25 protein-coding genes are annotated in these 23,636 nt (G+C 54.5%); 5 read left to right on the forward strand and 20 right to left on the reverse strand.

What is annotated here, in order from left to right; all coding sequences use genetic code 11:
- Positions 1-38: 38 nt before the first annotated feature.
- Genes M2118_RS04965 through M2118_RS04975 form a run of 3 tightly spaced genes read left to right on the forward strand, consistent with a single transcriptional unit; the run spans position 39 to position 1,806 of the window.
- Positions 39-248, forward strand: coding sequence for a hypothetical protein (locus M2118_RS04965; protein WP_280794833.1), 210 nt, complete (start codon positions 39-41; stop codon positions 246-248).
- Positions 249-300: 52 nt separating this feature from the next.
- The gene (locus tag M2118_RS04970) at positions 301-1,176 is read left to right on the forward strand and encodes a hypothetical protein (protein WP_280794834.1); all 876 of its coding nucleotides are present in this window, start codon (positions 301-303) and stop codon (positions 1,174-1,176) included.
- 9 nt (positions 1,177-1,185) lie between these two features.
- Positions 1,186-1,806, forward strand: coding sequence for a class I SAM-dependent methyltransferase (locus tag M2118_RS04975; protein ID WP_280794835.1), 621 nt, complete (start codon positions 1,186-1,188; stop codon positions 1,804-1,806).
- Here the strand turns inward: M2118_RS04975 and M2118_RS04980 are convergent.
- The 20 genes from M2118_RS04980 to thyX form a co-directional block, all read right to left on the reverse strand.
- The gene (locus M2118_RS04980) at positions 1,803-2,219 is read right to left on the reverse strand and encodes a hypothetical protein (RefSeq protein ID WP_280794836.1); all 417 of its coding nucleotides are present in this window, start codon (positions 2,217-2,219) and stop codon (positions 1,803-1,805) included. The two genes, M2118_RS04975 and M2118_RS04980, sit on opposite strands and share 4 nt — an antisense overlap.
- Positions 2,220-2,225: 6 nt before the next feature.
- Complete coding sequence (gene dapF, locus M2118_RS04985; RefSeq protein ID WP_280794837.1) at positions 2,226-3,143, reverse strand: diaminopimelate epimerase; 918 nt, start codon at positions 3,141-3,143, stop codon at positions 2,226-2,228.
- Between the two features lie 9 nt (positions 3,144-3,152).
- Positions 3,153-4,082: a tRNA (adenosine(37)-N6)-dimethylallyltransferase MiaA gene (gene miaA, locus M2118_RS04990; protein WP_280794838.1), complete on the reverse strand. Its 930-nt coding sequence runs from the start codon at positions 4,080-4,082 to the stop codon at positions 3,153-3,155.
- A 1-nt stretch (position 4,083) separates the two neighbouring features.
- On the reverse strand, positions 4,084-5,724 hold the full coding sequence (gene miaB / locus M2118_RS04995; RefSeq protein ID WP_280794839.1) for a tRNA (N6-isopentenyl adenosine(37)-C2)-methylthiotransferase MiaB: 1,641 nt from the start codon (positions 5,722-5,724) through the stop codon (positions 4,084-4,086).
- 33 nt (positions 5,725-5,757) lie between these two features.
- Complete coding sequence (locus M2118_RS05000; protein ID WP_280794840.1) at positions 5,758-6,030, reverse strand: hypothetical protein; 273 nt, start codon at positions 6,028-6,030, stop codon at positions 5,758-5,760.
- A 114-nt stretch (positions 6,031-6,144) separates the two neighbouring features.
- Positions 6,145-6,792: a regulatory protein RecX gene (locus M2118_RS05005; RefSeq protein ID WP_280794841.1), complete on the reverse strand. Its 648-nt coding sequence runs from the start codon at positions 6,790-6,792 to the stop codon at positions 6,145-6,147.
- 5 nt (positions 6,793-6,797) lie between these two features.
- Entirely contained in the window at positions 6,798-7,889 is a 1,092-nt protein-coding gene (gene recA / locus M2118_RS05010; RefSeq protein WP_280794842.1) for a recombinase RecA, read from the reverse strand.
- A gap of 269 nt (positions 7,890-8,158) precedes the next feature.
- Positions 8,159-8,383: a DUF3046 domain-containing protein gene (locus tag M2118_RS05015; RefSeq protein WP_277494439.1), complete on the reverse strand. Its 225-nt coding sequence runs from the start codon at positions 8,381-8,383 to the stop codon at positions 8,159-8,161.
- An 8-nt stretch (positions 8,384-8,391) separates the two neighbouring features.
- Positions 8,392-8,700, reverse strand: a complete 309-nt coding sequence (locus M2118_RS05020) for a helix-turn-helix domain-containing protein (protein WP_280794843.1) — start codon at positions 8,698-8,700, stop codon at positions 8,392-8,394.
- Between the two features lie 142 nt (positions 8,701-8,842).
- Complete coding sequence (locus M2118_RS05025; RefSeq protein ID WP_280794844.1) at positions 8,843-9,301, reverse strand: CinA family protein; 459 nt, start codon at positions 9,299-9,301, stop codon at positions 8,843-8,845.
- Between the two features lie 9 nt (positions 9,302-9,310).
- Positions 9,311-9,877 carry a CDP-diacylglycerol--glycerol-3-phosphate 3-phosphatidyltransferase gene (gene pgsA / locus M2118_RS05030; RefSeq protein WP_280794845.1) on the reverse strand — a complete coding sequence of 189 codons (567 nt, stop codon included), beginning with the start codon at positions 9,875-9,877 and terminating at the stop codon, positions 9,311-9,313.
- A gap of 10 nt (positions 9,878-9,887) precedes the next feature.
- On the reverse strand, positions 9,888-12,593 hold the full coding sequence (locus M2118_RS05035; RefSeq protein ID WP_280794846.1) for an FtsK/SpoIIIE family DNA translocase: 2,706 nt from the start codon (positions 12,591-12,593) through the stop codon (positions 9,888-9,890).
- Between the two features lie 115 nt (positions 12,594-12,708).
- Complete coding sequence (locus M2118_RS05040) at positions 12,709-14,358, reverse strand: glycoside hydrolase family 13 protein (protein WP_280794847.1); 1,650 nt, start codon at positions 14,356-14,358, stop codon at positions 12,709-12,711.
- Positions 14,359-14,494: 136 nt separating this feature from the next.
- Positions 14,495-15,406, reverse strand: coding sequence for a carbohydrate ABC transporter permease (locus tag M2118_RS05045; protein ID WP_280794848.1), 912 nt, complete (start codon positions 15,404-15,406; stop codon positions 14,495-14,497).
- The gene (locus M2118_RS05050; RefSeq protein WP_280794849.1) at positions 15,403-16,329 is read right to left on the reverse strand and encodes a carbohydrate ABC transporter permease; all 927 of its coding nucleotides are present in this window, start codon (positions 16,327-16,329) and stop codon (positions 15,403-15,405) included. The genes M2118_RS05045 and M2118_RS05050 overlap by 4 nt, the downstream gene beginning before the upstream one ends.
- Before the next feature lie 188 nt (positions 16,330-16,517).
- The gene (locus M2118_RS05055; protein ID WP_280794850.1) at positions 16,518-17,798 is read right to left on the reverse strand and encodes an ABC transporter substrate-binding protein; all 1,281 of its coding nucleotides are present in this window, start codon (positions 17,796-17,798) and stop codon (positions 16,518-16,520) included.
- 188 nt (positions 17,799-17,986) lie between these two features.
- Positions 17,987-19,036, reverse strand: coding sequence for a LacI family DNA-binding transcriptional regulator (locus tag M2118_RS05060; RefSeq protein ID WP_280794851.1), 1,050 nt, complete (start codon positions 19,034-19,036; stop codon positions 17,987-17,989).
- Positions 19,037-19,089: 53 nt separating this feature from the next.
- A complete protein-coding gene (locus M2118_RS05065) occupies positions 19,090-20,766 on the reverse strand; it encodes a ribonuclease J (protein ID WP_280794852.1) in 1,677 nt (558 codons plus the stop codon).
- 69 nt (positions 20,767-20,835) lie between these two features.
- Positions 20,836-21,813, reverse strand: coding sequence for a 4-hydroxy-tetrahydrodipicolinate synthase (gene dapA / locus M2118_RS05070; protein WP_280794853.1), 978 nt, complete (start codon positions 21,811-21,813; stop codon positions 20,836-20,838).
- A 26-nt stretch (positions 21,814-21,839) separates the two neighbouring features.
- Complete coding sequence (gene thyX, locus M2118_RS05075) at positions 21,840-22,577, reverse strand: FAD-dependent thymidylate synthase (protein ID WP_280794854.1); 738 nt, start codon at positions 22,575-22,577, stop codon at positions 21,840-21,842.
- A gap of 76 nt (positions 22,578-22,653) precedes the next feature.
- Here thyX and M2118_RS05080 point away from each other — a divergent pair, with 76 nt between their 5' ends.
- Both M2118_RS05080 and M2118_RS05085 read left to right on the forward strand, forming a co-directional pair.
- On the forward strand, positions 22,654-23,103 hold the full coding sequence (locus M2118_RS05080; RefSeq protein WP_280794855.1) for a TlpA family protein disulfide reductase: 450 nt from the start codon (positions 22,654-22,656) through the stop codon (positions 23,101-23,103).
- Positions 23,093-23,629 carry a DUF4395 domain-containing protein gene (locus M2118_RS05085; protein ID WP_280794856.1) on the forward strand — a complete coding sequence of 179 codons (537 nt, stop codon included), beginning with the start codon at positions 23,093-23,095 and terminating at the stop codon, positions 23,627-23,629. The genes M2118_RS05080 and M2118_RS05085 overlap by 11 nt, the downstream gene beginning before the upstream one ends.
- Positions 23,630-23,636 lie beyond the last annotated feature (7 nt).

A 23,636-nucleotide genomic window follows, 5' to 3' on the forward strand; every position in this document is an offset into this window, starting at 1 on the left:
GTGAACGATTCCCAGCTTGCGCCCAGTAATGTGAGGCTATGACCACAACTCTTGCTCCCTGCCCCCACTGCGGTGCTGCTTTGGTGCCAATTGTGTATGGCTTTCCTGCTCCTGATGCTTTCGAACAAGTCGCCCGAGGCGAAATAGTTCTCGGTGGTTGCATGATGTATCCAGGCGCCCCTGATGATGGCTGCCCTACAAAAGGGTGCTCAGGCCCAGCCGTTGAGGCACCTACCCAGAAGCGATAAACTCTAGACAAGGTCTGCGTCTCTACGTAGGCCATTTCTATGAGGAGTTCTTGTGTCAACACCTAGCAATCCAGCCCGATCATCGTCCAAGCTTCCTTGGATCATTGTCAGCGCTCTCGCTGCAGTTATCGTGATTGCTCTCGTGACGTTTGTGCTCGTTGCTAACGGAACACCCAAGCCAGATCCCACGAACTCGGGCATCCCCACCGTGACCCCGACCCCTCACCCCACCGCGACGCCCACCAAGACTCCTACGCCGACGGTTACCCCCACCCCGACACCAACAACTACCCCTACCAAGTCGCCAACACCCACTCCTAGCCCCACTGTTGTTCCCGTCACTGCATGGGCAGATAAGACGTATGGCACCTTCACCCCGGTGAGCCGCACCAACCAGACCGGAACCAAGGTTGTTGACTTCGGCAACAACATCACCGCTGGTGTGGTCAAGATCGACTCGACCAACCTCAACGATGTTTCATTCCTTGTTGAAGTTCTGGCAACTGATAACACAACCGTGATCGACACCATCGTGACAAGCCCCGGAAGCTACAACGGAACTGTTGCATTTGGCTTGGCTGGTTACGGTGATCAAACTGCTGGCGCCCTCAAGATCACTACCGCGAACGATGTGACCTGGTCTGTACTGATTTCACCTGTATCTGTAGCTCCACAGGGCCCTCTTGCTGCACCCAGCTCTACGAGTGGTGACGTTGTTTACCTCTACGCTGGCGCAGCAGCAACCCTGCATGCAGAGACCTTCGCTCCTAACCAGGGGATTGTGGTCATTCAGTACTTTGGTCCCACCAACACTGCTTTGACCCTTGTGAACTCCCCCACCATGATTGACCAACGCAGCCCTATCTCTGCTGGTCCATCTGTCGTCACCGTGAAGGCTGACGGCTCGTGGAACGTCACCGTCAACTAACCTGAAGACATGACCGAGAAGAACACCGAGCACTACTTCTCGGCGCAACCTGCAGGCGAATTCCGCAGCACCGAGATTGCTGTGCGCCTGGCGCACGGTGATTACACCGTGGAAACGGCAGGGAGCATTTTCAGCCCTGATCACATCGATGCAGGTACTGAACAGCTGCTTTACAGCGTCCCCACGCCACCAGCTACGGGAAACTTCCTTGACCTGGGCTGTGGCTGGGGCCCTCTTGCGCTCACCCTTGCACTGGAAGCACCTGAAGCTGCAATCTTTGCCATAGATGTGAACGAGCGGGCTCTCGAGCTGACTCGACGGAATGCAACACGACTAGGACTGGGTAACATCTCGGCAGGCCTTCCTGATTCGATTGACCCAGCTGTGAGTTTTGACCTGATCTGGTCGAACCCTCCTATCCGAGTGGGCAAGGCAGAACTTCACGACATCATGAAAACCTGGCTCCCCCGCCTGACCATTGGCGGCGAGGCATACCTCGTTGTGGCCAAGCACCTTGGTGCTGACTCTTTTGAAAAGTGGTTGGGCACTCAGTTCAAGGCAACCCACCAGGTATCGCGAGAAGACACCCGTAAGGGCTTCCGCATTATCAAGGTTGTGCGAACGAACTAAGGAAGTTTCGGAAGCTCCAAGTTCACCGAAGCACCCAAGATGGCACATCGGGCAGAGATGCCCACACCTGAAGCAATAAAGCCCGCAACATCGGGTTGATTGCCATCAACCACAAACTGGGCGTTCTTCTTGAGCTCAGTTAAAGCTTCCGTCAGCTGCTTATCGGTTGCCTGACCCAACACAGCATCAAGTTGGGTAGGGATGTTAATGAAATCTTGGGGAAGAGCAGCAATATTGCCCGAGCTCAACGCAGTGTTGAGTGTCTCCCACGTCGAACCAATCGCTTCACACGCGGCGGTGTTTGCTACTTTATCGCTCGCATCCAAACTTGGAATCTGGTCACAGCCTGAGAGTGATACCGCAGCGAGAACTGCCACTGAGAAGCTCAGAATGGCTTTATGAGAGGTTTTCATGTTCAGTTACGCCAGTTCCACGGTTCCGGTGTACACAAGCTCTGCTGGGCCTGAAAGAGCGACGTGCTCCCCTTCTTCAGTGGGGAACATACGCACGGCAAGAGTTCCTCCTGGAACGTCCACGCGCCAGTTGTGTGGCGCACCCTCGCCAGCCCAGTGACGAGTTGCTAAAGCAGCAGCGACAACCCCGGTGCCACAAGACAGCGTCTCACCGGAGCCACGTTCGTGGACGCGCATCCGGATGTGTCCGACGCCATCTTTCACGAGAGGGTCATGAGGAACAACGAGTTCCACGTTGGCACCGTCGGGAAGTTCTGGCTCCAGGCGTGGTGCGGAACTCAAGTCAGCTGCATCGAGCTCTGCGTCGTCTGCGAATGCTGCGATGACATGTGGGTTGCCCACATTAATACCCACGCCCGGACGGGCAACAGGAACTCCAGCCACCTTGACAACGGGCTCGCCGCCATCAAAACTCCAACGACCCATATCCACCTGGAACTGAGTTCCCTGTGCAGTGAGGTCGCGCACACCGGCTCGCGTGCCAATGGCTAAAGTTTCTCCACGATTAATGGTGGCAAGCCCTGTTTCTAGCAAGTACTTGGCATAGACACGAATGCCATTTCCACACATCTCCGAGAGTGAGCCGTCGGAGTTGTAGTAATCCATAAACCATTCAGCCGCTGAATCCTCGGCAAGTGCAGCAGAACCAGCAGGGTCCACAACGATCTGGCCAGGTTCGTGCTTGCGGTTGAGTTTGCTGCTTTTTACGGCGCGAATCACGCCATCAGCACCAATACCGAAGTGGCGGTCACACAATGCCGCGATCTGGCTAGGGGTGAGCGGAAGCTCCCCCTCGGGGTCGCTATAGAGCACGAAATCGTTTCCAGTTCCGTGACCCTTGGTGAAGTGCAGCGAGATAGCCATGACTCCAGCTTAAAGGTTGAGTTGTGAGATGACGTGAGAGACATTTCCCGAGTCCCCCGCCGGAAGCCAGGAAAGGTCGGAGTATCTCTTGAACCAGCTCACCTGACGTCGTGCATATCGTCGAGTAATGGATTGCGTCTCAGCTATAGCATCTGCACGCGTCATCTCACCTGAGAGTTCCGCCAATGCTTGGGCATAACCAATTGCTCGGCGTGCAGTAATCCCCTGTTGAATGCCTCGAGGAATCAAAGCAGTTACTTCATCGAGAAGACCATCAGCCCACATCTTCTCCACGCGACGATCCAAACGCTTGACCAAAACTTCACGGTCCTCAGCTAGACCGATAATGACGGATGGCAGCCAATAGACAGCTTCCTCAGGAAGGGTCCCCAGTGCTGCAGTGCTCCCTGTGACCTCGAGAACTTCGAGAGCACGAACGACACGTCTCGAGTTCTGCTGGTCGATACGTTCCGCTGCTTCGGGAGCTACTTCCTTCAGGCGTTGAAAGAGTGCACCTGGACCTAAGTCTTCCAATTCTTTTTCGAGGCGCTCTCGAATGACATCGTCATGGCCGGGGAAATCAAAATCGAAAAGAACACTGCTGACATAGAGACCCGATCCACCCACCAAAATGGCGAGGTTCCCTCGAGCATTGATTTCCGCAATGACTGATCGTGCCTGGGTTTGATAGTCCGCCACAGCTGCCTCATCGGTCACAGCCAGGACATCAAACATGTGGTGTGGAATTCCTCGACGCTCAGCCTCAGGAAGCTTTGCGGTGCCAATATCCATCCCGGCGTAGAGCTGCATGGCGTCTGCGTTGACAATTTCAACACCATGGCCTTCGGCAATCAACGCTTCAGCAACATCCAAGGAGAGATCAGATTTCCCCGTGCCCGTTGCCCCCACGATCGCAAGGATCTGGGTTTTCTCGCTCACGCTAACGCTGTCCGTCGTCGAGGTCGTAGATCGGAGCTGTTGAAACGCGCAGAGACGGCATACCTAATCCCACAACAGGGATTGAGGTTGAACCAAGATTCTTAGCTCCACCAGTGCTAGGAACACCACAGCTTTCTGCTTGTTCTCTATCCCAAGCATCACCCGCGATGGTGCGTCGGACCTTCAGGGGCGCTCCGGTGGGGTCATCTGCGAGCAGGTGGAAAGGAGCCGCTTCAGTGATGGTCACGGTGACGATGTCGCCCGGACGAGGGATCTCACTACCGGGCGTCACCTCAAAGTGAACCAAGCGAGAGTCTTCAGCACGACCACTCATCCGCTCAGTGGCGCTGTCCTTTCGGCCTTCGCCATTTGCCACCAGCACATGAACCTCGCGGCCAATCTGGGCTTTGTTTTCTTGCCACGCAATGTCGTTTTGGAATTTAAGCAAGCGCTCATAGCGTTCTTGAACAACAGCCTTGGGAATCTGATTTTCCATCTCGGCAGCAGGCGTTCCAGGGCGCTTGGAGTACTGGAACGTAAATGCGGTTGCAAAGCGAGCTTCGGCGACCACACGCATGGTTTCTTCGAAGTCTTCCTCTGTTTCACCAGGGAATCCCACGATGATGTCTGTGCTGATGGCAGCATGCGGCATTGCCTCTCGCACGCGCTGCAGAATTCCCAAGAACTTCTCACTGCGATAGCTTCGGCGCATGGCTTTCAGCACGCTGTCAGAGCCCGACTGCAGGGGCATGTGAAGCTGTGGCATCACGTTAGGCGTCTCTGCCATGGCGGCAATCACGTCATCAGTGAAGGCAGCGGGGTGTGGACTGGTAAAGCGAACGCGCTCCAGCCCCTCGATCTCACCGCATGCTCGGAGCAGCTTGGCAAAAGCACCCTTGTCACCAAACTCAACACCATAGGTATTTACGTTTTGTCCAAGGAGTGTGACTTCTATGGCACCCTGATCAACGAGCGCCTTGACTTCGTTGAGAACTTCGCCTGGGCGGCGGTCGCGTTCTTTACCTCGGAGGCTGGGCACAATGCAGAAGGTGCAGGTGTTGTTGCAACCCACCGAAATGGAAACCCAACCCGAATATGTCGAATCGCGCTTAGTAGGAAGGGTCGAGGGGAAGGTCTCGAGGGACTCAAGAATCTCAATCTCGGCTTTGTGGTTGTGCCTTGAACGCTCGAGAAGACTTGGCAGTGAGCCCATGTTGTGGGTTCCGAACACCACATCAACCCAGGGTGCCTTCTTGAGAAGAAGTGCTTGATCTTTCTGGGCTAAGCAGCCGCCCACGGCAATCTGTAGGCCTTTGTGCTTTTCTTTAACTCGAGCAAGGTGACCTAAGTTTCCGTAAAGCTTGTTATCTGCGTTCTCGCGAACGGCACAGGTGTTGATGACAACAACATCTGGTTGAGCAGAACTTGCACTGCGCTTGAGGTCGGGATCTTGTTCTGCTTCTGCAGCGAACTCGAACTTCACATAACCAGCCGCTTCCATGGAACCAGCCAGTCGCTCACTGTCGTGAACGTTCATTTGGCAACCGAATGTGCGGACTTCGTAGGTACGCTGGCGCCCATTCTCATCCACAGCTGCGTTAGACGCGGCGATGAGGGTGGGGGCTTCACTGGGGTTGTTCATAACCCCATAAGTTTACGCGCCAGAAGGCACAGGTTATTTCGGTGCGTTCGGACCCATGTAATGAGACCAGAGACCGGCAAGGGCCCACAGAACTCCGACATATCCAGCGGCATAGCTGGCAAACATCCACGGCGTGGAGACACCGGTGGGAAGTACTGCTGAAATCACGCCGAGAACAGAACACAAGATTGCACAGATGATGACGGCAACAACATTCATCTTCTTTGTCTTTGCACGAGCAGCTATCTGCTTGGGGGTCAAAGGCTTCGCTGGCTGCGATTCTTCAGCTGGTTCAATGTCAAACACGTCAGTGCTCTACTTTCTGCGGCGGTAGCCCCATGTGATGTACGCAATGATTACCAGCAAAGCTGCGGCAATTGCATAGGGACTGTTGAGGAGGTCGTTGAGCACGAACTCAGCCTAATTCCTTGACGCAAGTGCCTCTCTGCACGCCTCGCGGACAGTTTGACCCGAATACCCGCGGCGACTGAGAAAACCTACGAGACGACGTTCTGCCGTCGCCTGATCTAATTTACTGAACTGCCTGACCCGCTGAAGAGCAAGCTCCGTTGCTTTGGCTAGTTCATCATCGTCATCGATGGCTTCTAACGCGGCATCTACGGCATGCGAAGAAATTCCTCGCTGACGTAATTCCCGCGAAATAACGCTTTTACTCTTGCCTTTGCGCTCACTTAAGCGAGAGACGAGCTCACGAGCCAGACGCTCATCATCGAGGTAGTTCAATCGCTCAAACTTGGCTACCAGTTCGGCAGCATCTCCCTCAGCGGCATCTTTCGAACGAAGCCAGGTCATCACCTCGTGCACAGACATGTCATGTGTGTGCAGCTTACGAAGCAACGTTTGCTCTAAAGCATCAAGATCCAGGGCCGCAACTGATTCTTCTTCCTCAGTTGAATCTTCAACTTCAGTAAACATCACACGACTCAGACGTTGAACACCTGCAGGAATATCGGCAGCATCCCCTACTGCCTCGCCTGATATTTCAGGCGAGGCAGCGATGGGACTGCTTTCTGGGTCTACCCAGGGCAGAAAAGTGACGTTCGTCACGAGGCTCAAGCTTCCTTACGAACCTCTTCAACTGCGTCGAAGTCAGGTTCAACCTCAACTGCAGTTGCGGCAGCCTCGAGCGCAGCGGCTTCAGCAGCTGCTGCTCCGACGCCAAGCTTTGCCAGAATCTTCTGTTCGATCTCCAGCGCAACAGCAGGGTTCTGGAGGAGGAAGTTACGAGAGTTTTCCTTACCTTGACCCAGCTGATCAGCTTCGTAGGTGTACCACGCACCCGACTTCTTGACGATGCCGTGGTCGACACCGAAGTCAATCAGGCTACCTTCGCGAGAGATACCGGTTCCATAGAGGATGTCGAACTCTGCCTGCTTGAAAGGAGGAGCCATCTTGTTCTTGACAACCTTGACTCGGGTGCGGTTACCTACAGCGTCGGTACCGTCCTTGAGGGTCTCAATACGGCGGATGTCCAGACGAACCGAAGCATAGAACTTCAGCGCCTTACCACCGGCAGTGGTTTCGGGGCTTCCGAAGAAGACACCGATCTTCTCGCGAAGCTGGTTGATGAAGATCATGGTGGTGTTGGTGGTGTTGAGGCCACCGGTGAGCTTACGAAGTGCTTGAGACATCAGACGAGCCTGGAGACCCACGTGGGTGTCACCCATTTCACCTTCGATTTCAGCACGAGGTACCAGAGCTGCAACGGAGTCGATAACTACGAGGTCAATCGAACCTGAGCGCACGAGCATGTCTGCAATTTCCAGAGCCTGTTCACCCGTGTCGGGCTGTGACACCAGAAGTGCGTCGATGTCAACGCCCAGCTTCTTGGCGTAGTCGGGGTCAAGTGCGTGCTCAGCATCGATGAAGGCAGCAATTCCGCCCTGCTTCTGAACGTTAGCAATTGCATGAAGTGTGAGGGTGGTCTTACCCGAGGACTCAGGACCGTAGATCTCTACGATGCGGCCACGAGGAAGTCCGCCAATGCCGAGCGCAACATCCAATGCGATGGAGCCGGTCGGAATCACCTCGACGGGAGCGCGCTCGTCGCTTCCCAGGCGCATGACGGAACCCTTACCAAACTGGCGGTCGATCTGGGCTAGTGCTGTTTCTAGTGCTTTTTCGCGGTCAGCGGCAGATGCCATGGCCGTCTCCTTTACTTATCGAGGGTGATTCGCCTATCGGCTGCCGTGCTACTCCTCCGCTACCGACCGGCCGGTGAAGGCGGGACGGGCGCTGCGGGGCGCTTACGACAAGGCGCATGCTCCTATATGAACGAGTTTCACCGTAGAAGGAGCCACTGACATTGACTGTCAGAGGAGATCCTCCGTGGATAACACGTGCAAACAAGTGCATGTGTAGGAGACTAGCCGTTTTCGAATACATATTCGAACAAATGTCGGCGTGTTGAAAATTACTTCTTGGGCTCCGGGAGGCCCACGCCATACCAGCGGGACTCGGGAACATCGACCGCTTTCACCAGGGCAAGCCAGACGTTACGTGCAGGAATGCCCTTGCGTAAGGCCTCAGCTGACGTCACGGAACCTAATTCGGACAGCACCAAGTCATTGACCAAGACACGCCCATAAGCCTCACCGAACTCGTCCGAGACGGCACGCCAAAATTCGCTGAGGCGCACGAAAGCTACTAGCGAGTTGCAGCGAAGTCGTTGACGAACTCGTCAGGAACAGTGTCGGGAATCGCACGAATGGGATCGATTCCTTCAATCACAGCAAGACGGTCCCCTACTTCACGCATGATCTGCGAGATGGGGGTATCCAGAGCATCTGCTACAGCAGCAAGAATCTCTGAGCTTGCTTCCTTTTGACCACGTTCTACCTCGCTCAAGTAACCGAGTGCCACGCTGGCCTTGCTTGCAACCTGTCGCAGTGTGCGACCTTTCTGCAGGCGGTAGTCGCGCAGAACATCGCCGATTTCCTGTCGAACAAGAATCATGGTGCCTCCCTACGCTTGTGAACCAAATGGTTCCTCTACATCTATAACCCCATGCTAGCTTCAGAAACCTGAAAACCAGATGTGAGTCTGCTTGTATCAACTTAGGTTACGACAGTTTTATTCCCGAAATGTTTCATGAAACTCAAGAAATAACGGAAGTAAGCAACCTCAAAGCTGCGTGGACCGTCAAAGAACGGATCTCATTACGTGTTCCAGCGAGCGAAAGCTCTTCTACAACACGCTTTGTGCCCCATACGCAAGCGATAAACACTGTTCCTACAGCTTTTCCATCCTGCGGTTCTGGCCCGGCAACTCCCGTAGTGGATAAACCAATATCTGACCCCAGCTTGTGAGCAACACCTGCTGCCATTTCGAGTGCGACATCTGGATCAACAGCGCCCCGGCTCGCAAGAAGTTCCTGAGAAACACCCAGCATTGAAGACTTGAGGTCTGTCGCATAGGCCACTACTCCCCCACGAATGACGGCGGATGCTCCTGGGGCTTCTGTGAGTGCTGCACACAGCAAACCCCCGGTGAGTGACTCAGCAACGCTAACGCTGAGCCCACGCTCGGTGAGATGCCCGATGAGTTCAGTAGTCACGAGTGAGCCTTAGGCCTGACGAGAAAGTTTCTTGCTTTGACGCCAGGCATCCAGCAGATAGTCCACGCCTGTCCAGACCGTGATGATGGTCGCTGCGGACATCAAGACGATGTTGATCATGTTGGCAGCGTCACCCATGACCGATTGCATCGGGAGCAATGCGAAGGTAATAGCAACAAACTGAGTGATGGTCTTGATTTTCCCGCCCCGTGAGGCGGGAATGACACGATCACTGAGCACGGCAAGGCGGAAGACAGTGATACCCACTTCACGAAGGAGTATCAGTCCAGTTACCCACCATGGCAACTCGTCCAGGATGGACAGCGTAATCAGCGCGCCGCCGGTGAGAACTTTGTCAGCAATGGGATCAAGCAGCTTCCCAAAGTCACTCACCACGTTGTATTTACGGGCCAGGTAGCCATCGATGCCATCTGTTGCCATGCCGACAACAAATAATCCGGCACCCCACCAGCGCAGTGGTGATGTGAGGTCATCTCCAGCGGTCAACAGCATCCATATAAAGACCGGTGCAAAGAAGATCCGGACAATGGTGATGGTGTTGGGGACGTGCTTCATAACACTCACGTTAGTCGCGACCAGTGAGGTTCCAGGCGTCTTCACTGCCTTCGTCGCCGTCGATTTCTTCCAGGCCAGCAGACATTTCTGCAACAGGGTCATTGGCATAGGGGTCACCAGCAGGAATGACAGCGGGCGCGGCAGGTGCTGCGACAACATCGCCCTTGAGCTTGGCCAGAACTTCTGCGAGCTGCTCTTGAGATACCAAAACGTCACGCGCTTTGGAACCTTCGGAGGGGCCGACAATGTCGCGACTTTCCATCAAGTCCATCAGGCGCCCAGCTTTCGCAAAGCCCACACGAAGCTTGCGTTGAAGCATGGAGGTTGAACCGAACTGGGTGGAGACAACAAGCTCAACGGCTTGAAGTAGCACGTCGAGGTCATCCCCGATATCTGCATCAATCTCTTTACGCTCGGCCGCAGCGGCCACGTCCTGTCGATACTCAGGGCGTGCCTGACGGGTTACATGGGTGACAACCTTGTGAATTTCCTCTTCAGAAACCCACGCACCCTGAACACGAATGGGCTTATTTGCCCCCATTGGTAAGAACAGAGCATCACCTTGACCGATGAGCTTGTCAGCGCCGGGCTGGTCCAAGATCACGCGGGAGTCGGTAACGCTGGTCACTGCGAATGCGAGACGAGAAGGCACGTTTGCCTTAATCAAACCGGTTACAACATCAACTGATGGTCGCTGAGTAGCCAACACCAGGTGAATACCGGATGCACGCGCTAGCTGAGTAATGCGGACGACGGAGTCTTCCACGTCTCGAGGGGCAACCATCATGAGGTCTGCGAGCTCATCCACTACAACGAGCAGGTAGGGGTAGGGACGTAGTTCACGCTTGCTGTCCGGCGGCAGAGTGATGTCGTTGTTGACGACAGCACGGTTGAAGTCGTCGATGTGACGGAAACCGAAACTTGCCAGGTCGTCGTAACGCATGTCCATCTCTTTAACAACCCACTGCAAGGCTTCTGCAGCCTTCTTGGGGTTGGTAATAATGGGCGTGATCAGGTGAGGAACACCGGCATAGGGGGCAAGCTCTACGCGCTTGGGGTCCACCAGGACCATGCGCACTTCAGCAGGGGTCGAGCGCATGAGGATGCTCGTAATCATCGAGTTCACAAAGCTGGACTTACCTGAGCCTGTAGAACCAGCTACCAAAAGGTGAGGCATCTTGGCCAAGTTAGCGACGACGAAGCCACCTTCGACGTCTTTACCCACACCAATAGTCATGGGGTGCTCACTCGAGGTGGACGCGTTAGAACGAAGAACATCCCCCAAGGTCACGATTTCACGGTCAGTGTTGGGAATTTCAATACCGATGGCACTCTTGCCTGGAATCGGGGAAAGAATGCGAACTTCGTTCGATGCCACGGCGTAGGAAAGGTTCTTGGACAGTGCAGTTACGCGCTCCACCTTCACGCCAGGGCCAAGTTCAATCTCGTAACGAGTAACGGTAGGCCCACGACTAAAGCCGGTCACAGACGCATCAACAGCGAATTGCTTGAGAACTTCAGTAATTGCGCGAACAGCTTCATCATTAGCCGCAGATCGGGTCTTGGCAGGGGCTCCCTGAGCTAACGCGTTGGCAGGCGGGAGGCGATAGATCGCAGCAGGACCCTTGGGTACTGGCGGTGCCGCAACTACTGCTTCGTCGACTCCTGCAGCTGATGCAGTAGGCGCAACAACGGCTACTGGAGCCGTCGAGACATCATCCTGCGCAGCCACGGCAGAGGCATCGGTGACAACTTCGCCGGTGTGGAACACGCGCAGAGCTTCTTCAGCGTTGGCAAGCTCTTCAATGATGTCGAGGTCGGTCATCTCACGCGTTGCCGCAAGGTCCACAGCGTTAGCTGCAGGATCTGTGATGACAGGCGAATCAAAGGCAGCTTCAGTTTCCCGGCGGCTGCTGTTTCGACGCCACCACGGCAAGGAAGAAGCTTCGACTGGATCCAGGTCAAGAATTTCAATCTTGCCGGTCTGATTCGCTTCTACTTCAGAGTGTGCACCGAAAAGGTATTCATAAAGTTCACGGAACCGCGCCCCGATACGGTTCGGCGGGGTCTTGGTGATGATGAGCAAAGAAAGTGCAATCAGCACAATCATCACGATGACGGCACCGACAGAAGAAATCACGGTCGACAGCGGGCTTGCCAGAATCCAGCCCAGGAGGCCACCGGCATCAGCGAGTGCAGCAGGACCAGCAGAGGGGTCAGGCTGTCCACCAAAGACCTGAGCAAGACCTGCTGTTGCCATGAGCAGCAGCGTGATGCCCACACCAATACGGTTATTGTCGTTCACCGAGCTGGGGTGACGGAAAAGCCAAATTGCCATCAAGAGCATGACGACGGGCAATCCATAGGCGATGCGCCCAAAGAGACCGCCGATAGTCCAGTCGTTGATGATCTGTGCGATCTCGTTGTTAGGCAGGAACCACTGAGTGATTGCGCCGGCAACGGCCAACACCACCAAGGTGAATGGGACACCGTCACGACGTTCATCCTTGGCAAACTTTTCAGGCCCCAACATGCGCGCAGCACCACCGGTGATGTGTGCCAGCGTCATCCACAGCCAGGCGATTCCGGTGTATTTACTTCCACCGTTAGAGGAAGCTGAGCGAGTACTCGGAGAAGATTTTGTGGACTTCGAACCGGAGGTACGCGAACGAGACCCACCGGTCGAGCGGGAACGCGAATTAGAGCCTGAAGCCATGCCTCAAAGTTACGCGAGAGGACTGACTTTCCCCGTGATTACAGGCGAGTGTCCAGATATAAGAATGCCCCGCAGCCTCAGGGCTGCAGGGCATTCAAACGGAGGGAGGGAACCCCTATTGCGTGATCCACGCGGTGGCGTTGCCTGGAAGCTTGCCATCCACCAATGGAGCACTTGTGAGTCGAACCGTGCCTGCAGGAAGGGCCACTGGCTTCTTCCCGAAGTTTGTAATGCTGTGCCATCCGTTTTCACGAACGAAGTGCACAACCTTGCGCTTGCTGTCCACAAACTGAAGTGACTCAGTAGACAGCAACTCCTTACGGATCTTGAGTGCAGCGCGGTAGAGCTTGAGAGTTGAATCTTCCTGAGTTTCTTCAAACTCAACCGAGTGACCAGCGAACCAAGTTGGCTGTGGAAGGTGAGCTGAACCAGTTCCGAAACCAAAGGAAGAACCTGTCTTTTCCCACGGCAATGGAACGCGGCAACCGTCACGGCCCTTGCGGGTCATGCCATCACGCAGCCACATAGGATCCTGAAGCACCTGACCGGGGAGGTCAGCTACTTCAAAGAGGCCAAGTTCTTCACCCTGGTACAGGTAGGTGCTACCGGGAAGAGCAAGCAGGAGCATGGTTGCCGCACGAGCGCGTGTTTGTCCCTTTTCGCGGTCTAGCTCAGGGCTAGTTCCATCTGTCATGACCCACTTTTCGAAGTTGGTCTTCTTTGGCAGGCCATAACGGGTGGCATGGCGAATCACATCGTGGTTCGACAGAACCCATGTTGACGACGAGCCGGACTTCTCGGACAAATCAATGTTGAACTCGATCGTCTTCTTGAACTTCTTGGCAGACCAAGAGGCACTCAAGAGGTCGAAGTTGAAAGCCTGCCCCAGAGTTTCAGGACTTGCATAACGTGGGCGACGTTCTGCTGGAACCCACGCCTCAGCAACAGCAACACGAGGTGGGTTGTAGGAGTTGAAGATTTCTCGCCAACCCTTGTAAATCTCCATCACGTCATCACGGTCGAAGAGGTGGTGCGAACCATCGAGAGGAATGTTTTCCATGTCGTAGTTCTTGATTTCGGGGTAGGGCTCCGACATATCCTTCTTCATGGCGTGTGCCACGTCGATGCGGAATCCGTCTACGCCGCGGTCAGACCAGAAACGCAGGGTTTTCTTGAAGTCTTCAATGACCTCTTCGTTATCCCAGTTGAAGTCGGGCTGCTCTGGTGCAAACAAGTGCAGGTACCACTGACCGGGGGTGCCATCAGCGTTGGTTGTGCGAGTCCATCCTGTGGGCCCAAAGTGTGAGGGCCAATTGTTTGGGGGTAGTTCGCCGTTTTCACCCTTACCGTCACGGAAGATGTAACGATCACGGGCAGCAGATCCTGGCTCTGCCTTCAGCGCTTCCTGGAACCACACGTGAAGGTCAGAAGAGTGGTTGGGCACGATGTCAACAAAGACTCTGATTCCCTTGGCATGGTATGCCGCAATCATCTCGTCAAAATCAGCAAGATTTCCGAGCTTGGGGTCTACGTCACGGTAATCCGCAACGTCATAGCCGCCATCTGCGAGAGCAGAAGGGTAAAAGGGGCTCAGCCAGATCGCATCTACGCCAAGTTCTGAAAGGTAGTCAACCTTGGAGGTAATTCCCTTGATGTCGCCCAGGCCATCACCGTTGGAGTCCTTGAACGAGCGTGGGTACACCTGGTACACAACTGCTTGGCGCCACCAGTTTTCATCTCCGGAGAGGAATACTGACTCAGACATGTCACTCAACTTTCGTTTGTTTCTGTGATGCTACGTGATGTTTCTTTCGAACAGATTTCCTGTTCATCGACGCGCGTCGATTGTGGGGCAAAAGGTGGGGTTGTGAGGGATGTTACTCCCCCACAACCCCCAGTTATTACTTGACTGAACCCATCGTGACACCCTTGAGGAGTGTGCGCTGGAAGATCAGGAAGAACAAGAGAGTTGGCAAGATACCAACCAAGGCTGCAGCCGCCTGCGTGGTGGGGTCACTGGTGTACTGACCAGAAGCCAGACCCATCGACAACGCCACGGTTTGGCTGTCATTCGACGGCAACATAACCAGCGGTAGAAGGAATTCGTTCCAGGTCCAGATGAAGAAGAACACCATCAGAACAGTCAGCGTGGGGCGGACCAGCGGGAACACGATGTCCTTGAGCAAACGCCAGCTACCTGCACCGTCAATGCGAGCTGCTTCTAGCAGTTCCATGGGGAAGTCAGACATCACTGAGGACACCAGGTACGTACCAAAGGCGCTCTGCAACACAGCGAAGATGATGATCAGTGCCCAGATGTTGTCATAGAGACCAACCATCTTTGCCATACGGAGAAGTGGGTACATCAGTGCTTCACCAGGAATGGTGAACGCAACAAGGAACAGACCCAGAATCCAGAAACGACCACGGACGCGGCCAATACCAATGGCATAAGCGGTGAAGAAGCTCAGAGCCACACCCAAGATAGCTACCCAGAAGCTGATCTGGAACGAGTTCCAGAGCTTGAGGGAGAAGTCAGCCTTCTCCCAGAAGTGAAGGATTCCTTCAAAACTGATTTGGCTAGGCAGAGTCAGCGGACCAGTTGTGGTGTATTCCTCTGGGGTCTTGACCGAGTTGACGAAGGCCAGGTACAGCGGAGAAATCCATGCCAGTGCGCTGGCAATCATGAAAGCTACGACGAGCCAGGAAACAGGAGTGCGCTTGTTGAAGCCACCCTTACCCTTTTTGCTGACCTTTTGAGCTTTACGAGACTCGGGGTTGAGGGTGTTTTCAACCATGATTGCGGTGCTCATCGGTTTTCCCCCTGCTTGTTCTGGTAACGGAAAATGACCAACGACATGACGATCAGCAGGATGGCGAGCACGGTAGAAATAGCGGCACCGTAACCAACCTTGCTGGTCTGGATGAAGTTGAAGTAGGAGTAGTAAGCAGGAACTGTTGTAGCTGTACCTGGACCACCTTGTGTCATGACATAGACCGGAGCGAATACCTTTAGAGCCGCCACTGTCGTTGTCAGCAATACCACTGCAATTTCAGGGGCGAGCTGGTTCAAGGTGATGATGCGGAAGCGCTGGAACCATGTAGCGCCATCGATTGCTGCAGCCTCGTGAACGGACTGGTCAGCACGGGCAAGACCAGACATGAAGATCACGATGGTGTATCCGACCTGAATCCAAATCAGGACGATGGTGACCGAGAACATGGCCCACTTAGCGTCACCGAGCCAGTTTTGCGCCCATTCAGGGTGCCCCCAGTCGGTCAAAACCTTGTTGACGATACCGGTCTGTGAAGAAAGCATCCAAGTCCACAGCAGACCTGCGATGGGGATGGGGATGATCTGAGGGAGGAAAAAACCTGCGCGAGATGCTGCCGAGGTTGCGTTTCCAAATCGTGGTGACACGTAGTCAAAAAGTGCGGAGGCAATAATCAGACCCAGCGCGGTGGGGACAATCGCCATAGCGAAGATGAAGACAACAGAGTGAAGGAACGACTGCCAGAAGGTCTCATCGACCATGAGCTTGGCGTAGTTATCGAAGCCAATCCATTTAGGAGCGCCGAGGCCATTCCACTTCGTGAAGGAGAGGTAGATGTTCCATACGAAAGAAACAATCACGATCAAAGTGAAGGCGATGAGTCCTGGAACCATGTAAGGCCAGTAAACGCCGTTTGAGTTTTTGTACTTCTTGCGGACTTTGTCCGAAGTAAGTGCAGTCATGATGACCTCGTTGTCAGAAAGTTCAAGGTGGAGGGAAGTGTGAGGGGTAAACCCCTCTGTTGTCTCACGAGACTAGCGAGGAGAAGAATCCCCCGCAAGAAAGAGAAATCCGGTGCGATGCCGCGGACGACACCGCACCGGATTGTTGCCTATCAGTATGGTGAGGCTAATGCCTCATCGACGACTGGTTATGGCTTGTTCTCTTCGTAGTACGAACCGATTGCCTCGCGGTACTCAGCAGGAGTGGTGTTACCTGCTACGAGGTCGATTACGGCAGCCTTGAGGATGTCGTAGTAACCGGATACGGGCCAGTCAGGGTAGAAACCGAGACCGTTGTCAGCAACGAGCTGCTGGAAGAGAGGCAGGGTGATTGCAGTAGTTGCGTTGTCACCGAGCTCGGTTGCGAGCAGTGGAAGACCACCGTTTGCAGCCATGGTGTTCTGTGCCTTTGCCTGCAGAGTCAAGTTAATGAACTCAGCTGCGAGGTCAGGGTTCTTACCCTTTGCAGGGATAACCCAGATGTTTCCAGCAGAACCGGTCGATACAGCGTTACCTGGGTTGAGGATCTTGCCCCAGGTGAACTTAGCTGCACCAGCAACGGTTCCATCAAGCCAGGTACCACCAGGCATGAATGGAGAGGTGCCGCTGGTGAATGCTGCGACTGCGTCGTCAGCGGTTGCACCGGAAGCGCTAGCTGCGATGTAACCCTTCTGGGTCCAGCTCTGGATCTGCTCAGATGCCTGAGTGAAAGCTGCGTCGTTGAAGTCAGTTTCTCCATCGAAGAACTGGTAAGCGTTTACCCAGTCGTTGTCAGCCTTGTTCAGGGTCAGGTTGTATGCGAGGTGCACGAGCATGTAGTCAGCTGCTGCGATAGGAGTGATTCCTGCAGCAGTGAGGGTTGCGAATGCAGCTTCGAGGTCAGCCTGGCTCTTGAGAGCGGTTGCGTCGATTCCGTTAGCGGAAAGAACGTCAGCGTTGTAGAACCAACCTACGTACTCACCGTAGGTAGGAACACCGTAGAGGTCTCCGTTACCCATGAGGCCGTCGGTGTAGCGTCCAACCTGCTGTGCAGATGCGGGGAGGAGGTCAGTCCAGCCGTACTGAGCTGCGTAGTCCTCGAGGTTGAGGAGCAGACCAGCCTGTGAAGCTGCACCAGCGGTACCGTTACCCTTGTTCCACTCGGAAAGGTCAGGTGCCTTGTCGGAGTCGAGGATGGAGTTACCCGACTTCTCGATCTGTTCCCAGGTCTTGAACTCGAAGTTAACGGTTACGTCAGGGTTTGCGGCCTTGAACTCATCGAGAGCCTCGGTCCATGCGATGTACTGAGCGGTGTCTTCACCGGAGTACCACCATACGTTGAATGTCTTGCTGTCGTTACCACCAGCGGCACAACCCGAGAGGGTGCCGAGGGTGAGCGCACCTGCAGCAACAGCTGCGGCGACGCGGAGACCGCGCTTGCTTACCTTCATTAGTAATTACCTTTCTCAGTGGTGACCAATTTGGCCACGCAACTTCTTTGGTGCTTCCAGGTTGACGCGCATCGTCGACGCGCGTCGATAAAGAGAAATCTATCTAATGGTTAAGGGCATTGTCTACCCCGGAAACGCCGTTTCGGATTTTCGTAACCGAATCGTGATTCAAGGGGTAATTTGTTCCCTTACCCGCGTAATTGCGGGGCAGGACCAGTACTGCCCCGATCAAAGAACTGAGGCTGGGTGAGATTTTGCAGCACCGACTTCTTGTCACCATTGAGACGGGCAATGAGGTACTGCACAGCCATTCGGCCCAGCTCGGGGCCATCCACGTTGATCGTGGTTTGAGCAGGGACAGTCATATTTGCTGCTTCATCAGAAAGTCCAAAGCTTAGAACAGAAAGATCACCAGGAATGCTCATGCCCCTGGCACCAGCCACCTCAAGAGCACCAATAAAGGCAGGTTCGTTGAAGCCGATGATTGCCGTGATATCGGGTTGCTCTTGAAGCAATTCTTCGAACGCCTGTCGCCCGGAACGAATGGTGGGCTTGGGGTGCTTGATGGTCAGCTTCACGCCAGAGCGGTTGGCAACTTCGATCAGCGGCTTCTCAGTGCGCACAACAGGACCATATCCAGCCTCAACGAGTTCATCTCGCATAGAGATGACGCCAACGTTGGTGTGGCCGAGATCTGCCAGGTGGTGAATAGCCATTGGGCCCCATTGCGAGAAGTCCGCATCAACATAAGTTAAATCTTGGGAATCATCAGTACGGCCGATCAAGCAGAACGGAGTTCCGCTTTCTCGCAATACTTCAACGCGAGGGTCGTGAGACCTGACCTCCATCAAGAGAACACCCTCGACGAGGCCTTGCGCCACAATCTTCTTGAGCGATGCAGTGTCTTCAACAGCGTTAGGCCACAACAGCAATTGATAGCCGTCTTCGGCTGCTGCCTCAGTGGCTGCCTCGACATACTCAAAGTCGGTCTCGCCAAAGCCGCGCTCCCCCACGGGAAACAACAGTGCGAGCAAACCAGACTTCTTACTAGCCAAAGCTTGTGCCATGGCGTTGGGAACATAGCCCAAAGTTTGCATGGCCTCTTCGATGCGCTCACGCGTATCTTCACTGATGGGGCGAACGCCTGTAAGGGCGTAGCTCACTGTGCTCTCGGAAACGCCAGCCATCCGCGCAACATCAGCACGCGTGGCTTGTTTTGGTTTCTTCGTTGAGGACACATCTGTAGCCTAAACGAAATCATCGACACGCGTCGACTACTTATTCGATGAATTTAGGCTTCGATGACGAGAGGGATAATCATCGGGCGGCGACGGTAGCTCTTGGAAACCCACTGCCCCACTGTGCGACGAATGACCTGCTGCAGGGAATGCGCATCGCGAACTCCATTGTGCGCAGCTTCCTGCAGAGCCTTGGCAATTGCTGGCTTGATTTCATCAAACACAGCATCATCTTCAGCAAAGCCCTTGGCATGAATCTCTGGCCCCACGATGATCTTGCCGGTGGCAGGATCAACTACCACGATGATCGAGATGAAGCCCTCTTCAGCAAGGATGCGGCGATCCTTAAGGTCGTTATCTGTAATCTCACCGACGCTGGAGCCGTCAACGTAGACATAACCAATGTCGAGCTGGCCAACAACACGAGCAATGCCATCTTTGAGATCGATCACGGTGCCATCTTCGCCCAAGATGGTGCGGTGCGCATCAACGCCTGAGTCGATAGCAAGGTTGGCGTTCGCAACGAGGTGGCGGTATTCACCGTGGACTGGAAATACGTTCTTCGGCTGCAGGATGTTGTAGCAGTAAAGCAACTCCCCAGCAGCTGCGTGACCTGAAACGTGAACCTTGGCATTGCCCTTGTGGACGACCTTCGCACCAAGCTTGGTCAAACCATCAATGACTCGATAGACCGCGTTCTCGTTTCCAGGAATCAGACTCGAAGCCAAGATGACAGTGTCTCCAGGACCAACTTCAATTTGGTGTTCGAGGTTTGCCATACGAGCAAGCACAGCCATCGGTTCACCCTGGGAACCAGTGGACATATAAACCAGACGGTCATCGGGAAGATCTGCAGCCTTCTTGGCATCGATGATGGTTCCTTCAGGAACTTCGAGATACCCCAGCTCAGTAGCAATGCCCATGTTGCGCACCATAGAACGGCCCATCAACACCACGTGACGATTGTTTGCCACCGCAGCATCAATGACTTGCTGGACGCGGTGAACGTGGGAAGAGAAACTGGCCACGATAACTCGGCGCTTGGAGCGGTGAATCACACTTTCTAGCACCGGCCCGATTTCACGCTCGAGCGGGGTGAAGCCGGGAACGTCCGCATTAGTGGAGTCAGGAAGGAAAAGATCCACGCCCTCTTCACCGAGGCGTGCGAATGCACGCAGGTCGGTGAGGCGACCATCGAGAGGAAGCTGGTCCATTTTGAAGTCACCAGTGTGAAGGACAAGGCCTGCTTCAGAGCGAATAGCGATAGCCAGAGCATCAGGAATGGAGTGGTTGACCGCAACAAACTCGAGTTCGTAAGGTCCGAACTGTTCCTTATCGCCCTCTTTCACCTGCAAGGTGTAGGGCTGGATGCGGTGTTCTTTGAGCTTTGCTTCGATGAGAGCAAGCGTCAGACCAGAACCCACCAATGGAATGTCATTCTTCAAACGAAGAAGATAGGGAACAGCACCAATGTGGTCTTCATGGCCGTGAGTCAGAACAATCGCAAGAACATCATCCATGCGATCACGGATGTAGCTGAAGTCCGGGAGGATCAGGTCTACACCTGGCTGAGTCTCTTCCGGAAAGAGAACACCACAGTCCACGACAAGCAGTTTGCCATTGAGTTCATAGACGGTCATGTTGCGACCAATCTCCCCCACTCCTCCGAGTGGGACAACGCGCAGCGTTCCGTTTTCTAATGCAGGTGGGTCAAACAGTTCGTTAGGCATATTCCTCTTACGAGCATGGATCAAAAGATCCGTATTCACGCCCTGGCGGATGCCCTGACGAGTGTGGCGCTACCTGGTAGTGCCGGCGATTTTGGGCAATGCTCCGCCAGCGGCGGCATTGCGGTCGGGGCGGAAGTTGGAGAAGTCAACGCCAGCAATCGGACCGACAAGAGAGATCTCATCTTCGATCTTGGCTGCTTCCCATTCCTCAGGACCGACGAGGGGAAGACGAACGCGTGGGCTACCAATCTGGCCCAGGCCGTGCAGAACGTACTTCGCAGCGACAGTGCCGGGAACGTGAGTCATCAGAGCTCGAACTAACGGCTCGAGAGCTTTGTGTTCAGCTGTTGCAGTCGTGAGGTCACCCTTGTTGACTGCGTCAACGATCGCACGATACGGAGCGGGTGCAACGTTTGCGGTGACACCAATCAAACCCGATGCGCCAATAGCCATGTGAGGAAGCACGTTGGCATCATCACCAGAGAAGTAAAGAAGATCTGTCTGGTTCAACACACGGCTGACTTCGCTGAAGTCACCCTTGGCGTCCTTCACAGCAAGAATGTTGGGGTGCTTTGCCAAGCGGAGGATGGTTTCATACTGGATCTGAATACCTGATCGGCCTGGGATGTCGTACATGATGAACGGCAGGTCAGTCGCGTCTGCAACCATCCGGAAGTGAGTAAGCACGCCAGCTTGGGTGGGCTTGTTGTAATACGGAGTGACCGCCATGATGCCGTCAGCACCGGCTTTGGCACTCTTCTTTGCCAGCTCAATAGCGTGAGCGGTTTCGTTTGAAGGACCACCCATGATGATCTTGGCGCGGTTGCCCGCAACCTTCTTACCCACTTCGACGAGCTTGACCTTCTCATCGTCAGTCAAGGTGCTGGTTTCACCTGTGGTGCCGGTCACAACAATGCCGTCAGCGCCATTCGAAATGACGTAGTCAATGTGCTTCTCAACGTCATTCCAATCCACTTCACCATCTGCGGTGAACGGAGTTACGAGCGCGACAAGTACTTGTCCGAAAGGGTTTTCTGGGGTAGCCACAGATTAAGCGTACTGAAAAGCCGTGATTACGGCGAAACGCGACCGTGCTCATTGAAAGCGGAGTAGGTCAGAGGCATGAGCTTGGCCCATTCGTCTTCCATCTTCTCGGCAACCATTTCAATCTCACGCTGAGGGAAAGAAGGGAAGTGGGTACCTTCACGCTTGGTACGCAATGACAGGAAGTTCATCAGCGAGCGCGAGTTCATGGTTACGTACATCGAGGAGTACGTAGCGACGGGAAGAACTCCGCGTGCAACTTCACGAGCAATGCCCGCTTCCAACATGCGCTCGTACTCTTCGTAAGCCACAGTTACTGCACGCTTGGTTGCTTCCTGAGTCAGAGCTGTCTGCTCAGGGGTTCCAGGAATGAAGTCATAAGCACCTGGCTTACCCACCTGAATAAGGTTACGGTCAGCAGCGGGCACATAGAAGACAGGGTTGAGCTCACGGTAACGAGCAGATTCTTCGTTGTAGGAAGCAATGCGGTGGCGCATGAACTCGCGGAAGACGAAGATCGGTGCCTGTACGTAGAAGGTCATCGAGTTGTGCTCGAAGGGAGAACCGTGGCGGTCACGCATCAGGTAGTTGATGAGACCCTTGTCGCGCTTCTCGTCCTCTGCACGTGACTCAGGAGTGTGCATGGACTCTTCTAGAGTCTGCTCTCCCTGGGTCGACACACGTGCAGCAAAAAGCACATCGGAGTCGTGGGCGCTCGAGCGCACCAATTCAACAGTTACATCTGAACGAAATTCAATCTCAGCCACGGATAAAACCTTACCCGTCGTCACGTTACGTCACACTCGGCACGACGGGGTTGAGGAGAAATAGTCTGTAATAACCATGGACCTCTCACTCATCCTTCTGCTGATCGGCGGACTCATTGTGGTTTCCACCGCGCTGGGTCTGATCATTAAAGCTGCTGAAGGCCGTGTGAAGAAAGAAGATGGTCTCACTCGAGTCGACCCTGCAACCTTGGGTGGTGGCGTTCAGTTCGGCAAAATCGGAACACTGCTCCAGTTCAGTTCAGAGTTTTGCACCAAGTGCCCTGGCACCAGGAAGTACCTCGAGCAAGTGGCGAAAGATCACCCCGGCGTCTCCCATGTCGATGTTGACCTCACCAACCGTCAAGACCTGGCTCAGCAGTTCAACATTCTGCAAACCCCCACCACGTTCATCCTCGATGACAGCGGCGCCATCGCCGCTCGTATCGGTGGATCACCACGTCCCGAAGCAGTCACCGCTGGTTTGGAAATCGCTATCAAGAGAGAACACGACAGCTATGTCATCTAACAAGCCCAACCCCCTCGCAGCCAAGCCCGGAACCAAGGGTGTTGACCCTCGCGGTCCCCGCTTTGGTGCAACTGTCACGTTAATCACCCTCACTGTTGAACTGGTCTTCTTACTGGCAAATCCTGAGGCACTCTCCAGCAGTAACTCTTTGGCCCAGAACTTCGCCACCCCCGCAGGCATCCTGTTGACCTACATCACCGCCATCTTTGCAATCGGCGCATTTGCGGGCATTGCCAAGCACCCCTATGGCGCAATCTTCAAGGCCCTGGTTCGCCCCCGCCTTTCGGCTCCCGCCGAGCTCGAAGATCCCAAGCCACCCACATTTGCTCAGTTGATCGGGTTCATCATTTCTCTGGCTGGTTTGATCTTTGCCCTGCTGGGCCTCACCACCGGAGCTATCGTTGCCGTGGCATTTGCCTTCGTGGCCGCATTCCTCAACTCAGTATTTGGTTACTGCCTCGGCTGCCAAATCTATGTGTTGCTGGTGCGCGCCGGTATCGTGGGACGCGGAAGCGCTTCCGCCTAACTCATTC

Source organism: Aurantimicrobium minutum, assembly GCF_029892845.1.
Taxonomy (GTDB): domain Bacteria; phylum Actinomycetota; class Actinomycetes; order Actinomycetales; family Microbacteriaceae; genus Aurantimicrobium; species Aurantimicrobium minutum_B.